The sequence below is a fragment of the Clavibacter sp. VKM Ac-2872 genome, from assembly GCF_015351105.1.
GTDB lineage: Bacteria > Actinomycetota > Actinomycetes > Actinomycetales > Microbacteriaceae > Clavibacter.
In genome coordinates, this window is record NZ_JADKRR010000001.1 from 136,285 (window position 1) to 151,044 (window position 14,760).

The following is a 14,760-nucleotide window of genomic DNA, read 5'->3' on the forward strand; positions in this document are numbered from 1 at the left end:
CGACACATGATGCGGATCGCGATCATCGGACTCGGCGCCATCGCGAATGAGTTCATCCCCGCCATCGACGGCGATGCCGCGACGCGCTTGACGGCCGTGTGCGACCTCGACGTCTCCCGCACGGCGCGCTTCGACCAGGAGGGAGTCGGGCGGTATGCCTCCCATGAGGAGCTCATCCGGGCTCAGGTCTGCGATGCCGCCGTGGTGGCGTTGCCCAACGACCAGCACGTCCGGGTCGTGCGCGACCTGCTCGAGGCAGGGCTCCACGTCGTCTGCGAGAAGCCGCTGACGGTCCTGCCAGCCGACGCGGAGGCGCTCGTAGACCTGGCGACGCGAAGGCAGCTGGTGCTCCGGACGGCGTTCCACCGTCGCTTCAACCGGAACCTCATCGCGCTCACGCAGCGCGTCCGGGGCCGCGCAGCACCGGTGACCGCCGTCCGTGTGCGCTATCACGAGGACATCCGGGAGCACACCGGTGGTGAGACGTGGTACCTGGACAAGGAACGGTGCGGCGGCGGCTGCGTCATCGACAACGGGCCGAACGCACTGGACATGGCCCGGGCGGTGGTGGGCGAGATGGTGCTGGAGGACTGCGAGTTCGGCGACGTCCGCGGCGGCCTCGAGCACTACGCCCAGCTGCGGTTGTCTGCCGGCTCCGGCGCCTCGGTGGAGGTGGAGCTCGACTGGGCCTGGGAGGGCGGGGAACTCAAGGACATCGAGGTCGAGTTCGAGGACGGCGCGACGGACCGCGCCAACATGCTCGACGGGTTCACCGAGTTCAAGGGATCGCTCGCGCACGAGTACGAGGGCATCATCGCGGACTTCGTGCGCTGCGTGCAGGACGGCGATGACGGGTTGTCCCAGACCAGCATCGTGGAGACGGTGGCACGCGCTGCCCACGTCGCTCGGCGGCGCCACACCCGGCTCCGGATGGCGAGCAAGCTCGACGTCGAGACGCGGGTCATCAGGACCCTGTTCCATGAGACCGATCGGCGGGGCATGGTCCTCGGGCAGCAGGGATCGGCCTGCTTCTCGAGCGGCGAGATCCACGAGCTCGTCGTCACCACGGACTGCACCGACATCGCCGGCGGCACCGTGGACCACGTCGGCTACCTCGGCTTCATCGAGTTCCGAGCCGGCGCGATGATCACCCGAGGGGACACCTTCTGGTACGACGGCGCGTGCCTCGGGGAGTTCGCCGGAGTCGACGAGAGCCACATGCCCAACCACCTCAACATCATCCTGCGCTCGGAGAGGGTGATCACCGCCGAGGACGTCGACCTGCGGCCTGGCGACGCGATCGTGATCCGCGAAGGTCGACAGCGGGAGTTCCTCGAGAGCGATGACCCGGGAGCGTGGTCGAATCAGGGCCCGTCCTCCGGGACGGTCACCCCGTGACCACCGTCGAATCGACGGCACCGCGACTCACCCGTCGGGCGGGTCTGGTCATCGCGCACTACGGCGCGTTCAGCCTCGCGTACTTCGGTCTGATGGCCGTGCTGGTCCTCTCCTTGACCGACGCGGGCATGCGTCCCGATCTCGTCGCGCTGTGCTCCGTGGTGTTCACCGTCTCATCCAAGGTGTCCAAGATCCCGATCTCGTTCGTGCTCGACCGGATCCCTCCGAACTGGGCGATGCTCGTCGGGTGCCTGGTCGCAGGTGCCTCGATCGCTGCTCTACCGAGAGGCGACGGCTTCCTGTCCACGGCGGTCCTGACCGCGACGGCAGGACTCGGCGTCTCGGTGAACGGGCTCGCGAGCAAGCAGGCCGCCGCCGATGCGAGTGACGGCATCAGATCGCGATCGCTGCTCTTCTCGGTCGTGAACATCTCGATCAACGTCGCGAGCGCCATCGCATCGCCGGTCGCCATCCTCGTGCTCTCCTCGTCGGGGCAGGAGACCGTATTCCTGATGCTGGGCCTGCTGTACGCCCTCTCCGGCGTCCTCGGGGGGATCTCGCTCCGTGTCCCGGCCCGGGGGCAGTGCCGCACCTCCGTGTGGTGGCACCCGTACAGGGACGTGTTCCGGATCGAGCGCCTGTGGCCGCTCCTGCTCGTGAGCGCCTTCGGGTGGTTCTTCTACGCGCAGCTCTTCGGCTCGCTCCCGGTCATCCTGCACCAGCACTTCGACCCGTCCGCCCTCGGGCTGCTCATCGCCGTCAACGCGGTCACCATCATCGCTCTGCAGCTACCCGTGTCGTTCGCCCTGCGGCGTGTCTTCGGCGAACGGCCTGCAGTGTGGATCCTGGTCGGATTGGTCCTGTTCGGCGTGGCCTTCGGGATCGCCGCGGTGGTCCCGTCCCTCCCCGGGCTGCTCGCCATGGTCTTGGTGTTCTCGCTCGCCGAGGCCTCGTTCGTCCCCGCGGTGGATGTCGCCATCGCCGGCCGTGTCGACAGCGCTCTCCGGGCGACCGCCTACGCCGTGCTCTCGCTGTCGACGGCGGCAGGCGAGGCGCTCGGTTCCGCGGCCGGGATCACAATGGCAGCGCGTCTCGGAACCGACGGTGAAGGCTCTGCCTTCTGGGGCGCCGCGTCGGCGACCGCCTTCCTCGCGGTCCTCGTCGGCGGACTCGCCTCACGATCGAGGACCCCAGACGCAGCAGGGAGAGGATCAGCATGAAGCTCGCAGCCGTGGGGACGAACCGCCCGTGTCACCGGAGGCTGATCGATGCCGGTCACGAGGTGGTCCTGATCATCGAGCCCGACAAGGTGGTGGACAGCGACCGCGAGCACTACAGCGCGGTCGTCCCCCTCGCAGACGACGGCGTCGAGGACCCGTTGATCGCCCCGCTGATCGGAATCGACCGCGTCGTGTTCTACCACGATGCCTACGCCTCCCGCGCTGTCCGCATCGCCCAGCGTCTCGGTGTGCCGCACTCCGCGGATCTGGACGTCGCCGCCCGCTTCGCCGACAAGGTCGTGACGCGACAGCGGACAGCAGGTGTCGCAGCGGGATCCGTGCGATGGGCGCTCCTCGACGCCGGGACGCCTGAGGGCACGTTCGTCCGAGCGGCGGACGACCTGGGTTACCCGCTCGTGGTGAAGCCGGTCGCCAGCGAGGCGAGCATGGGCGTGAGCGTCGTGGAGACGCCATCCGAACTGATGGACGCTGTCCGGGTCGCCTCTGCGCTGTCCACGACCGGCGTGCTCCTGGAGGAGCGCCTCATCGGTCCCGAGTTCAGCGTGGAGACGCTGAGCGTCGATGGCGTGCACCACGTGCTCGGGGTGACGGAGAAGTTCACGTTCGACGCGAGCCCGGTCGAGTGCGGGCACGTCCTCCCCGCCCGCATCGCGGACGAGGACCAGATGGCCCTGGCCTCCGCCGCGGTGCAGGTCCTCGACGCGATCGGCCTCCAGCAGGGCGCCGGGCACACCGAGTTCATCCTCACCGATGAAGGACCGCGGCTCGTGGAGAGCCACGACCGGATGGGCGGGGACAGGATCGCCCTGCTCGTCGAGCTCGCGACCGGCGTCGACTACACGGCCCTCGCCGCCTCGATAGGGGCGGGTCTCCCCGTGTCGCCGCCATCCCTGCTTCCCCGGCGCTCGGACGCCGCTGCGGTCTGGTTCGTGCCTCCGATCGACGGCCCGGATGCCGTCCTCGTCGGCGTGGAAGGGGAGGACGAGGCGCGAGCCGTCGCCCGTGTGCACAGCGTGGAGCTGCTCAAGAAGCCGGGCTCCCTGGTGGGACCCCTGCGCGGGAGCTTCGACCGCGTCGCCTTGGTCGTCACCACGGCACCGGACGCGCAGACCGCCCTCGACGCCGCGCGGGAAGCTGCGGGACATCTCCGAGTACGAGTCACCCCGCCCTGACGCCGGCGTGGCCGCGTGGTGGAGCTCGGAAGTCGTGGCTCGCGAAGGGGACCGACCGTGTCGGGATCGTGTCAGCGCAGCGGACCCACTCCGATGCGACTTCGACCAGGGCCGCGTCCTCGTCCGGAGCGCCTTGGCTCCCGAGACGTCAGGAGGTCGGATCCTGGGGAGCCAGCCGGACGGTGAACCACTCGGGGTCCTCGGGGAAGAACTAGAGGCGGTCGTTCTTGCTCGAGCGGCGGAGGTGCCCGTAGTAGGAGAACGCCGCACCCAGCAGGTCGGCCGCATCGGTGATGTGGGCACCGGTGAGAAGAGACGCCGAGAAGTCGCTCTTCAGGCGGATGGTCGGCTGGTCTCCGCGACCGAGGTTCAGCCACGCTCCGCCGTCGTCGTCGACATGGGCATAGCGGATGGTGCCCCAGAAGATGCGACGCAGGTTGAGGCACCTCGGGTAGGCCGTCGACGCCGGCACGCACCAGTCGCGCACGGTCGTCCGCGTACCGTCCGGCAGCGTCAGGGGCGCCGCGCTTCTCGCGAACCCCGGCATGCGGATGAGGCGTCGGAGGAGCCTGTTCAGGTTCATCCCGCGCCGTGATCGTCCGGGTACCCGCGTTCCTCCGTGTCGTCGGCCACGACGGTCTCCCTCATCTCCGTCGATGTCATCGGTGACGTGGCCGGGGGCGTCGTGGTTCATGGGGCGGAGGACCAAGCCGCCATCGGCAGGATCCATCGCATCAGCGTCGTCCAGCTGTCCGGAGCTCTCCTCCCCTCCGGTCGTCGCCAGCTCGCAGTCGGTGCCGTGGGGCCTCGCGCCGAAGCACGCCGGGCGTCCGTTGATGGCGTGCCGGACGAAGTACGCGTCCGCCTTGCACTCGGGGCACGTCATGTCCGGCCGGAGGCGTTGCCGCTCGGCGCCGCTGAGGGCCTCGTACTGCTCAGCCGTGTAGAGCGGTCCTGCCGTGCCGATGCGCGCTTCATCCACCGGGTCATGGTCTCCAGCGGGAAGGGCGCTGTCCAGACCCTTCCGGGAGCATCGAGATCGTGGATGAGGCCTCGTCGCGGACAGGTCCTCGTGCGCCAGGCGCTGATCACGGCGGATGCGTCCGGCTCAAGAGCGCCCGGCGGACATCTGCCGATGCACGGCACGTGTTCGTCGGTCGGTGTCGACGGCGCTCGCCCGGAGCCTCATCGTCGGTCAGAGCAGGCCTCCGTGACGGCTGCTGACGGCTGAGCGCTTCGGAGAGGAAGGCTCGGCCTCGGCGCGAGGCCGGCAGAGGGCGGGGAAGCCAGCATGACGAGTGGATGGCCCCGCGCAGCCTCCTGAACGCCCCCTCCCGAAAGCGAGGATCACGTCGAGCCCGCTCACGCCGGGGCCGATCCGCGCCGCGCGCCGCCCACGCGACGGCACGCCTCCTCCACGGCGCGCGCGTGCGCGGCGGGGGCGACGGCGGCGGCGAGCTGACGCGCTTCCGCGGCGGGGGCGTCGAGGAGGCGGCGGTCGGCGGCCAGCCGGAGGATCGCCGCGGCGAGCCCCTCCGCGTCCGTGGCGTCCGCGAGCAGCGCCGCCCCGCCGAACTCCGCGGCGAGGACGGGGTCGCTGACGAGCGCCGGGCGCCCCTCCGCGAAGGCCTCCAGGGCGATCATCGGCTGGTTGTCGTAGCCCAGCGACGTGATCACGGCCGCGTGCGCCCCGCGGAGGAGCGCGGTGACCGTGGCGGTCGACACGCGGCCGTGCACGGTGACGCCGGGCGGGACGGCGGCGCGCGGCCGGCCTCCCGCGAGGTCGAGGTGGACGGCGTCCGGCCCGCTCCGGTCGGCGACCAGGGCCATCGCCCGCAGCATCACGTCGAGGCGCTTCTCGGGGGCGAACCGCGCCGCCCAGACGAGCCGCAGCGCGCCGCTCGCGGGGAGCTCGGCGGAGGCGCCGCGCGCGGTGCAGCTCGTGTTCGACAGCACCTCGACGGCGGGCAGGCCCGCGCGCCGGAGGGCGACGGCCTGGTGCGCGGAGGGGGAGATCACGAGGTCGGCCTCGCGGCAGACGGCGAGGCTCATGCCGCGGAGGGCGCTGTCGAGGCGGCGCGGCGCCAGCCGCACCCGCGGATCCGGCAGCCCGGTCATCGCGTGGTGGACGGCCGTGACGGCGGGCGCGAGGCAGGCGCCCCAGGCCGGGCCGCGCAGGAAGAAGGTGTGCACGGTGTGCAGGGTCGGGATCCGGCGCGCGCGTCCGAGCCGGAGCGCGGTCGCGGCCAGCCCGTGCTCGGAGTGCGTGAGGACGAGGTCGGTGCCGGCCGCGTCCATCAGCGCGCCGAGGTCGCGGTGGGTGGCGGCGTCGGCGCGGATCACCGGCAGGCCGAGGAGGGGCACGGGCAGGGTGGGCGCGACGTCGTGCAGGGCGACGCCCGTGCCGTGCAGCGCGCGGACGGAGGTCGCGTCGGGTGCCGCGACGGTGACCGCGTGGCCCGCGCGCGCGAGCGCGAGCGCCTGCTGGACGACGGCCGTCTGGGCTCCACCGAGGTAGGAGAAGGCGTAGTCCATCACGAGGAGGGGGCAGAGCGTGTTCATCGCGGCTGACGCTAACCCCCCGCGCGGAGAAGCGGCGGCGGCCTGGGGAGACGCGGCCCGCTCGGGATGATCCGCCCGCGCCGGCGCACGATGCGATAGCGCGGCGGCGCTGATCTTGACATCCTCGGCGCCGGGCTCCATGCTCATCAAAACGAACTTTCAGTCCGCACAGCGAACTGCACCACTCAATGGAGAGCGGAGACACACATGGGGTTGGCTGTCTGGGCCCTCATCTCGTACATCGGGATCATCGTCGTCTGGAGCGTCGCGCTGAAGCGCGGCATCGGCGAGGCGATGGTCGTCGGGTTCCTCGTCGTCTGCGCGTTCGGCGGCGGGGAGTTCCCGCGGCTCGTGCTCGCCGGGATGCAGGCGGCCTTCGACCAGGAGATCGTCTTCGCGGCGCTCGCCTTCACGTTCATCGGCTTCCTTCTCGCCTCGACGGGGGTGATCGACCGGCAGGTCGACCTCCTCAACTCGCTGCTCGGCCGCCTCCGCGGCGGCGCCGGGTACGTGGCCACGGTCGGGTCGGCGCTGTTCGGCGCGGTCGCCCACTCGGGATCCGCCAACGCCGCGACCATGGGCTCCGTCGCGATCCCGTGGATGAAGCGCTCGAACTGGCCGCCGCACGTGGCCGCGACGCTCATCGCCGGCAACGCGGGCAACGGCACGGTCATCCCGCCGAGCGCGTCCTTCTTCATCCTCATCGGCACCGCCACGGTCGCGCCGTACGTCTCCATCGACGAGCTGCTGCTCGCGATGTTCGCGGCCGCGGCCTGGTGCATCCTCTGGCGGCTGGTCGTCGTCTTCTACTTCGTGCGCAAGCACGAGATCGGGCGGGTGTCCGCCGCGGACATCCTGCCGTTCGGCCGGTCGTTCAAGCAGGGCTGGTCGTCGCTCCTGGTGTTCCTCGGGATCGTGATCCCGGTGCTCGTCACCCTCGGGCCGACCGGCGAGTCGCTCACGGGCGTGCTCGGCGATGAGGTGATGGAGTCCATCAGCATCATCGTCTGGATCCCCGTCCTCCTCGGCCTGTTCGCCGCCGCGCTCGGCTGGCGGCGGCTGCCCCGGTCCGGCCGCGAGTGGTACGGCTTCGTCGCGAAGACCGCGCCGCGCTACCGCGACATCGGCGCCACCCTCGTGTTCGCCTTCGCCGGCGGGGCCGTGCTCACGGAGCTGGGTCTCGCCGAGCAGCTGTCGAGCGTGCTCAACGGGCTCGACGCGTCGCCCGTCGTGATGTCGATCATCGTCGCCGTCATGGTGGTGCTCGTCGCCGGGCCGCTCAGCTCCACGGCCACGATCGCGACCATCGGCGGCATCGGGTTCAGCGTGCTGGTGGCCTCCGGGGTGGATCCCGTGCTCGCCGCCTGCGTCGTGCTCGTCGCCGCCTCGACCGAGGGCGCCTCGCCGCCCGGGGCGTCGGCCATCTACATCGCGACCGGCATCGCGCAGGTCAACCCGGTGAAGACGTTCGTGCCGCTCATCGTGCTGTACGTGCTGCCGATCCTCGCGATCGCGGCCCTCATCGGACCCGGCTGGCTGCCGGTGCCGCACTGATGGCCGCCGCCCCGCGCGGATCCGCCGCGCCCGTCCGTCCCGTCCCCGCCCGCACGACCCGTCGCACGACCGCCCCGAGGAGGAGCTGATGAGCGAAGAGAAGCCCCCCGCCGAGACCACCCACGGCCCGGCCCGCCTGCGCGCCATCCGCGTGATGACCGCCGTCTTCGTCGCCCTCCTCGTGCTGATGCTCGCGCTCGGCACCGTGCTCGTGCTGCTCCAGGTCGTCGGCCTCGTGATCGTCGACGGCGGCCTCATCACCGGCGCATCCGCGGCGCTCAGCCCCTGGACCTTCGGCGTCGCCGGGGTGCTCGGGATCTGGACCCTGCTGCTCTCCTACGTCCACGGCTGGAAGCCCGCCGACTAGGCGGACAGGCCCACCCGCATCACCCACCGGAAGAAGAGGAACCCCATGTCGGACGCATCGACCCTCGGGCGGCTCGCCGCCCTCCCCGTCGCCAACGTGGGCGACTCCATGGACCGCCTCGGCGTGGTCGACTCCGGGATCCGTCCCGTGTGGCGCGGAGCCCGCGTCGCCGGCCCCGCCGTCACGGTCGAGGTCGCGGGCGGCGACAACGCGGGGATCCACGAGGCCCTCGGGCGGCTGCGGCCCGGCGACGTGCTCGTCGTGAACGGCCACGGCGTCCGCGACCGCGCGCTCGTCGGCGAGCTCATCGGCGAGCGGCTGCGCTCCGCCGGCTGCGCGGGCATCGTGATCGACGGCGCCCTGCGCGACGTCGACGACCTCGAGGAGATGGGCTTCCCCGCGTTCGCGCGCGCCGTGACGCCGGCGGGTCCGTACCGGAACGGGCCGTACCGGATCCAGGTGCCGGTCGCCATCGGGACGGTCGTCGTGATGCCGGGCGACATCGTGCTCGGCGACGCCGACGGGCTCGCGATCGTGCCCGCCGCGGAGGCCGCGGCCGTCACCGACCGGGCCGAGGCCAAGCACGCAGACGAGTCCGCGACCCGGGCGTCGATCATCGCCGCGCGATGACCCCCGCCGCCTGGGACGATGGGGCACATGCCAGCCACCCCACCGGACAGCCGCCCCGCCGCCGCGGAGACCCCGTCGTCGACCGTCCGGAGCGTCGACCGGGCGCTCGACCTGCTCGAGCTGCTGGAACGGGGCGACGGTCCGCTGCGGCTCGTGGAGCTGAGCCGCGGATCCGGCCTGCAGAACGCGACCGTGCTGCGGATCCTCGGGTCGCTGCAGCGCCGCGGCTGGGTCACGGTCGAGCACGGCGAGTACCGCGTGGGGCCGGCGGCCCTGGGGATCGCGAACGGCTTCCTCACGAGCGATCCGCTGAGCGCCCGGGCCCGGCCCGTGCTGCAGCAGCTCGCGGACAGCACGCGGCTGACGGCGTCGCTGTACGTGCGGATCGGCGAGGAGCGGATCCTCACGGTGCGCGTCGACGGCGAGGACCCGCTGCGGTACCAGCTGCCGCTCGGCCGGCGGCTCCCGCTGCACGTGGGGGCGGGCAAGAACATCCTCGCGGCCTTCCCGGAGGAGGAGCGCGAGCGGGTGCTCACCCGGATCGGGAGCACGGACACGGCCGGCGGCGCGACGGTGTCGGCCGACGAGCTGCGGGCGCAGCTGGAGGCGGTGCGCCGCGACGGCTTCCACATCTCGATCGACGAGCGGGAGACGGGCGTCGCCGCGGTGAGCGTCCCGATCCACGACCGGGCGGGGGAGGTCGTCGCGGCGATCTCCGCATCCGGCCCGTCGGAGACCATCACGCGCGCGCGCCTCGAGGCGCGCGTGCCGGAACTGCGCCGAGCGGCAGCCGCCGTGGAGCGGTAGACGCCGGGTCGCGACGCGCGCCCGGCAGAGGAGGAGACGCACGATGAGGACAGCGTTCATCGGACTCGGGGAAGCCGGAGCGATCTACGCGGCAGCGGCCGCGGCCCACGGCGACGACGTCGCCGGCTTCGACCCCGCCGCGCCCACCACGCCCGAGGGCGTCGAGCGCTCCGCGACCCTGGCCGAGGCCGTCGCCGGCGCCGACCTCGTGGTCGTGCTCACGGGCGCGGCGCTCAGCGAGCGCATCGCCGCCGACGCCGCACCCCACCTCGGCGCCGACGCCGTCTACGCGGACTTCACGACGGCGTCGCCGCAGGTCATGGCGCGCGTCGAGCGGGCGGTCCAGGACGCGGGCGCGCGCTTCGCCGACGTCGCGATCCTCGGGCCGGTGCCCACCAAGGGCGCGCGCACCGAGACGATCGTCAGCGGATCCGCCGCCCGCGACGTGGAGGCGTACCTCGTCTCCCTCGGCGCGGAGGTCGAGCGGATCGACGGGCCGGCCGGCGAGGCGACCAGCCGCAAGCTGCTCCGCAGCGTGCTGATGAAGAGCCTCGCGGCCGTCGTCGTCGAGGCGGTCACCGCGGGGCGCGCGGCCGGATGCGAGGACTGGGTGCGCGAGCAGATCGCGGGCCAGCTCTCGGGCGACGTGCCCGCGAAGATCGAGCGCTACGAGTCGGGCAGCCGGAAGCACGCGGTGCGGCGCGGGCACGAGATGGAGTCGGTGGTCGAGCACCTCGGCGCGCTCGGGGTGCCCGCCGAGATGTCGGAGGCGTCGGTGCGCGTCCTCGGGCGGCTCGCCGCGGAGGAGCGGGCGGCCGGGCGGGCCTAGCGCGACCGGCGCGCGCGTCAGGCGGAGCGGGCCGCCTTCACGAACGCGACGACCGCGTTCGCGTGCCCGTGCCCGAGGCCGTGCTCGGCCTTCAGCCAGGCCACCACCCGCATGTGCGGCTCCTCGTCGAGGCGCGCGTCGGCGAGGTCGATCCAGTGCTGCACGGGCTGCCCGTACGTCGTCTCGATGCTCGGGAAGTAGGAGGCGGGTCCCTTCGCCTTCTGCCCGTCGGGCGGCGGGGGCGGGGCGACGATGCCGTGCGCGTTCATGCTGCGACGGTACCGGCGGCGCTCGGCCGTGGCGAGGCCGATGGTCCGGTGCCTGCGCGATCCGGCCCTGTAGGCGGTGACTAGGAAGTGCTACTATCCACGTGTCCACCCACCACCGACCCCGGGGAGACCGATGTCCCGCGAACTCGCCGACCGCCCGCCGCGCGGAGTGGTCCTCGCCGTCACCGCGGCGTCCCTGCCGATGTTCATGGCAGCCCTCGACAGCCTGGTCATGACCTTCGCGCTGCCGATCATCAAGCAGGACCTCGACGCGACCGTCGAGCAGCTGCAGTGGTTCGTCAACTCCTACAGCGTGGTGTTCACCGCGTTCATGCTCCCGGTCGCGGCGCTCGGCGACCGCATCGGCCGCCGCCGCGTCTTCCTCGGCGGCGTCGCGCTCTTCACGCTCGCGTCGACGGCCGCGGCGCTCGCCACCAGCTCCGAGATGCTCATCGCGGCCCGCGCGCTGCAGGGCCTCGGGGCCGCGGGCATCGTCCCGCTCTCCCTCGCGCTCGTCTCCGCCTCCACCACGCCCAAGGCGCGGCCCATCGCGATCGGCGTGTGGGGCGGCGTCAACGGCCTCGGCATCGCGGCGGGACCCATCATCGGCGGCGCCGTCGTGGAGGGCTTCACGTGGCCCGGCATCTTCTGGCTCAACGTGCCCATCGGCGTCGTGACCGTCGTGCTCGTGGCGCTCGCGCTGCGGGAGTCGAAGGGCACGGGCCTCGGGTTCGACGGCCCGGGATCCGTCCTCGGCATCGTGTTCACCCTCCCGCTCATCTGGGCGGTCGTCGAGGGGGAGGAGCGCGGCTGGTCGGCCCCCGAGATCGTCGGCGCCTTCGCCCTCTCGGCCGCCGGTCTCGCGGCGTTCATCTGGCACGAGCACCGCAGCCCGCGGGCGTTCCTGCCGCTGCGCTTCTTCCGCGAGCGGGCGTTCGCGCTCGCGAACGTCGGCGGCCTGCTGTTCAGCGCCGGCGTCTTCGGCGCGATCTTCCTGCTCAGCCAGTTCCTGCAGGTGTCGATGGGGTACGGCGCGCTCGAGGCCGGCCTCCGCGCGGCGCCGTGGACGCTCGCGCCCATGGTCGTCGCGCCGCTCAGCGGGTTCATCGTGCAGCGCTTCGGCGTGAAGCCCGTGCTCATCGTGGGGCTGGCGCTCCAGGCGGGCGCGATCCTCGTCATCGCCTCCGTCGTGGAGGCGCGGACCGAGTACGGCACCGTCGTGGTCCCGATGATCGTCGCAGGCATCGGCATGGGCCTCACCTTCGCGCCGCTCGCCAACGCGGTGCTCATGGGGCGCCGCGACGCGGAGCACGGGATCGCGTCGAGCGTGAACAGCACGCTCCGCCAGCTCGGCATGGCCGTCGGCATCGCCCTGGCCACCGCGATCTTCGTCGGCAACGGCGACTACCTGCCCGGCCAGCCCTTCGTGGACGGGATGCGCCCCGCGCTCATCACGTGCGGGATCATCACGGGCGTCGGCGCCATCGCCATGTTCGCCCTGCCGCGCACCGCCCGGTCCGCGGCCGCACCGACCCCGAGCAGCACCGGAGGCGACGCCGTCGCCGACCCGGCCCGGCCCGCTCGCGCGGGCGCCACCGTGTGATGGAGGAACGACCATGCCCATGATCCCCTGGACCTCCGGGCCCGCATCCCGCACCGCATCCGCATCCGCGTCCGCGTCCGCCTCCGCCTCCGACGAGGTCGTGATCATGGCATCGCGGTTCGAGCTGACGACCGTGCGCGCGGTGCCGGCGTTCTTCGTCCACTCCATCAAGGCGTGGCTCCAGGCGCGACGCGCGGCGGGCAACGTGGGCGTCGCGCTCCGGGCCCTGCCGCTCAAGCGCGAGTTCTGGACGCTGTCCGCGTCGGAGTCGAAGGAGGCGATCTACGCGTACGCGCGCAAGGAGCCGCACGCCACGGCGCAGCGCAGCCAGACGACGAGCATGCGGTCGAGCGTCTTCGTCTTCTGGGAGGCGCCGCGCACGTCGCTCCCGGCCGCGTGGCCGGAGGCGCGCACGCGCGTGCACCAGAAGCTCGCGGAGGGGTAGCCCGCGACGGACCTCCTCCGTGCGCTCGCGTGCCGCGTCGAAGGCCGCGGCGCCCAGTACCGCGGCGGTGTGGGGAGAGTACCCGGAGCGGATCGGCTTCTGTGAGGATCTATGGGTGTTCGACTCCTTCACGCTCCCTCCTGTGCTCTCGGTGGCTTCCGTGCAGGCCTCGGACGTCGTCTACGCAGCTGGAACCGAGGGCTCCTTCCTCGCGCAGCCACCGCTCTGGGGGGCGGTCGCGGTCGTCGCCAGCGTTCTCGCGTACTCGGGGGTGTGGCGTGGGTGGGCGCGCACTCCCGTCACGGCATTCGGGAAGGTGCCCTTTCCTTTCGGCATCGGGTTCTTCGGAGTGGGGATCCTCATGACGGCCATACCTTTCCCCATTCCCTACCCGGCCAATCAAATCCTCGCTTACTTCGCACTGGCGCTGATGATGTTCAGCGTCATCGGGGTCCTCTGGCTCCCACGCTTCCTGCTCCCACGCTGGTTCAAGGATGAGAAAGGGCTCCTCCTCAGGAAGACGGAACGGCCCGTGCGGGTCGATGGGGCGGATAGTGCTTTTCTGGCTCCGAGCACCGGGAAATCCATAGCGCCGGAGTCTGTTGATGGAGACCGTGGCTCGAAGGCCGCCAGGGACGATATTCTCAAGGTGCCGGAACCGGGTAATCCCGGAGGCGCGACGGCCATCGGCGGCTATATCGGCGGAGCGATCGTCGACAGTGGGGTTGGGTCGCCAGGCGCTGATCCGCGCGGCTTTGATGCCGGTGCGAAATCATCAGAGATGCGTGATGAGGCGCTCGGTGGTCCTGAAGACGAGGATCGCTCGCCGAGCGACTGACGTATGGCGCCCCAGGTGCTTCGCCCCACCCCTGCAGAAGGCGGATGCGCGTTAGCGCCTCGTGCTCGAGAGATCAGGCCTCGCCGGATGTGTGAGGCAAGGGGCGAGTCGGCTCGGCTTCTGTCAAGCTCCAGCGGTGTTCCTCGTCTTCGCGATCTCGGCCGGCGTCTCCGCCGTGGAAACTCGGGGGTCGATCCTCGCGCAGCCGCCGGTACTCGGGACGATCGCGGTCATCGCCAGCGCTCTCGCGTACCTCGGGGTGTGGCGCGGTTGGGCGAGGACGCCCGTGCCGGCGCTCGGGACGCTGCCGTTCCTCTTCGGGCTCGGGTTCTTCGGGGCAGGGCTGCTGCTCGTATCGCTACCCATCCATCTCCCCTTCCCCGCGAACAGGATCTTCGGCGACTTCATCCTCGACATCATGTTCGTGAGCATGGTGGGCATGGTGGGCATGTTGTGGCTTCCTCGTTTCCGGCTTCCTCGGTGGTTCAAAGAGGAACACGGGCTCATGCGGAAGAAGCTGAGCCCCGCGGAGGGAGACGCCGGTGAGGCCGGTGATCAAGTGGGCTCGCGAGAATCAGACCTCATGGCTCACCTGCTGACGTCGCGAGACCCTGGTCCCGATGACGCGCGTCAGGCCCTTCGTCATGTGCCACGGTCTCGTGGCCCTGGAGACACGACGCTCATCAGCGGATATCTCGGAGGGGCGATCGACGGCCATCGGGTCGGGGCCTTGAGCGCTGACCTGGGCGCGGGCTCAGGAGAGATGCTGGCCACGGCCTTCGGGCCCGGACCAGAAGGCGATCACCCTCGCGCAGGACGTTCAGGTCGCCATGTGGACTGACGAACTGCGTCCGAGCCCAGCGGGTGGTGGCTGACTGCGCCAGGTCCTCGCATCTGGGTCACACGTGAGGCCTCCGCGGTCGTAGTCGGATGACCGCGTTCGGGTCCGGCGAGCAGTCGACCGGTCCATTCCGGAGGGACGCGGACAGGTCGACGAGACGAGGGGGCATGTGCCTCCTGTACAGGCCGGGACTTCCGAGCGCGG

General features: G+C 71.6%; 15 protein-coding genes. 12 read left to right on the plus strand and 3 right to left on the minus strand.

Translation table 11 applies throughout. From position 1 onward, the window contains the following. Window positions 1-6: 6 nt before the first annotated feature. From ITJ40_RS00705 to ITJ40_RS00715, 3 genes are read left to right on the plus strand one after another with little or no spacing between them, the layout of a single operon-like run. A complete protein-coding gene (locus tag ITJ40_RS00705) occupies window positions 7-1,398 on the plus strand; it encodes a Gfo/Idh/MocA family protein (protein WP_228511696.1) in 1,392 nt (463 codons plus the stop codon). Beyond that, a complete protein-coding gene (locus tag ITJ40_RS00710) occupies window positions 1,395-2,618 on the plus strand; it encodes an MFS transporter (protein ID WP_194665088.1) in 1,224 nt (407 codons plus the stop codon). Before ITJ40_RS00705 ends, ITJ40_RS00710 begins: the two co-directional genes overlap by 4 nt. Beyond that, window positions 2,615-3,811: an ATP-grasp domain-containing protein gene (locus ITJ40_RS00715; protein ID WP_194665090.1), complete on the plus strand. Its 1,197-nt coding sequence runs from the start codon at window positions 2,615-2,617 to the stop codon at window positions 3,809-3,811. The genes ITJ40_RS00710 and ITJ40_RS00715 overlap by 4 nt, the downstream gene beginning before the upstream one ends. A gap of 211 nt (window positions 3,812-4,022) precedes the next feature. Here the strand turns inward: ITJ40_RS00715 and ITJ40_RS00720 are convergent, their stop codons facing one another. Together ITJ40_RS00720 and ITJ40_RS00725 are read right to left on the minus strand one after the other, a co-directional pair. Further along, entirely contained in the window at window positions 4,023-4,394 is a 372-nt protein-coding gene (locus ITJ40_RS00720; protein ID WP_194665092.1) for a hypothetical protein, read from the minus strand. Window positions 4,395-5,173: 779 nt separating this feature from the next. Next, window positions 5,174-6,373, minus strand: coding sequence for a glycosyltransferase family 4 protein (locus tag ITJ40_RS00725; protein WP_194665094.1), 1,200 nt, complete (start codon window positions 6,371-6,373; stop codon window positions 5,174-5,176). A gap of 207 nt (window positions 6,374-6,580) precedes the next feature. Here ITJ40_RS00725 and ITJ40_RS00730 point away from each other — a divergent pair, with 207 nt between their 5' ends. The 5 genes from ITJ40_RS00730 to ITJ40_RS00750 all read left to right on the plus strand — a co-directional run bounded on the left by ITJ40_RS00730 (window position 6,581) and on the right by ITJ40_RS00750 (window position 10,560). Next, entirely contained in the window at window positions 6,581-7,927 is a 1,347-nt protein-coding gene (locus ITJ40_RS00730; RefSeq protein ID WP_194665096.1) for a TRAP transporter large permease subunit, read from the plus strand. Window positions 7,928-8,015: 88 nt separating this feature from the next. Further along, window positions 8,016-8,294 carry a hypothetical protein gene (locus ITJ40_RS00735; RefSeq protein ID WP_194665098.1) on the plus strand — a complete coding sequence of 93 codons (279 nt, stop codon included), beginning with the start codon at window positions 8,016-8,018 and terminating at the stop codon, window positions 8,292-8,294. A gap of 45 nt (window positions 8,295-8,339) precedes the next feature. After that, window positions 8,340-8,924, plus strand: coding sequence for a methyltransferase (locus ITJ40_RS00740; RefSeq protein WP_194665100.1), 585 nt, complete (start codon window positions 8,340-8,342; stop codon window positions 8,922-8,924). 27 nt (window positions 8,925-8,951) lie between these two features. Further along, entirely contained in the window at window positions 8,952-9,731 is a 780-nt protein-coding gene (locus tag ITJ40_RS00745) for an IclR family transcriptional regulator (protein ID WP_194665102.1), read from the plus strand. 43 nt (window positions 9,732-9,774) lie between these two features. Continuing rightward, window positions 9,775-10,560: an NAD(P)-dependent oxidoreductase gene (locus ITJ40_RS00750; RefSeq protein WP_194665104.1), complete on the plus strand. Its 786-nt coding sequence runs from the start codon at window positions 9,775-9,777 to the stop codon at window positions 10,558-10,560. Window positions 10,561-10,577: 17 nt separating this feature from the next. On the opposite strand, the gene ITJ40_RS00755 is transcribed toward ITJ40_RS00750, so the two are convergent. After that, a complete protein-coding gene (locus ITJ40_RS00755; RefSeq protein ID WP_194665106.1) occupies window positions 10,578-10,829 on the minus strand; it encodes a DUF4287 domain-containing protein in 252 nt (83 codons plus the stop codon). A gap of 133 nt (window positions 10,830-10,962) precedes the next feature. Between ITJ40_RS00755 and ITJ40_RS00760 the strand changes: the two genes are divergently transcribed. The 4 genes from ITJ40_RS00760 to ITJ40_RS00775 all read left to right on the plus strand — a co-directional run bounded on the left by ITJ40_RS00760 (window position 10,963) and on the right by ITJ40_RS00775 (window position 14,556). Further along, on the plus strand, window positions 10,963-12,432 hold the full coding sequence (locus tag ITJ40_RS00760; RefSeq protein ID WP_194665108.1) for an MFS transporter: 1,470 nt from the start codon (window positions 10,963-10,965) through the stop codon (window positions 12,430-12,432). A 13-nt stretch (window positions 12,433-12,445) separates the two neighbouring features. Continuing rightward, complete coding sequence (locus ITJ40_RS00765; RefSeq protein ID WP_228511698.1) at window positions 12,446-12,877, plus strand: hypothetical protein; 432 nt, start codon at window positions 12,446-12,448, stop codon at window positions 12,875-12,877. 115 nt (window positions 12,878-12,992) lie between these two features. Continuing rightward, window positions 12,993-13,715, plus strand: coding sequence for a hypothetical protein (locus ITJ40_RS00770; protein ID WP_194665110.1), 723 nt, complete (start codon window positions 12,993-12,995; stop codon window positions 13,713-13,715). Window positions 13,716-13,851: 136 nt separating this feature from the next. Beyond that, window positions 13,852-14,556 (plus strand): hypothetical protein, encoded by a 705-nt coding sequence (locus tag ITJ40_RS00775; RefSeq protein WP_194665112.1) that lies wholly within the window; start codon window positions 13,852-13,854, stop codon window positions 14,554-14,556. The last annotated feature ends 204 nt before the right edge of the window (window positions 14,557-14,760 follow it).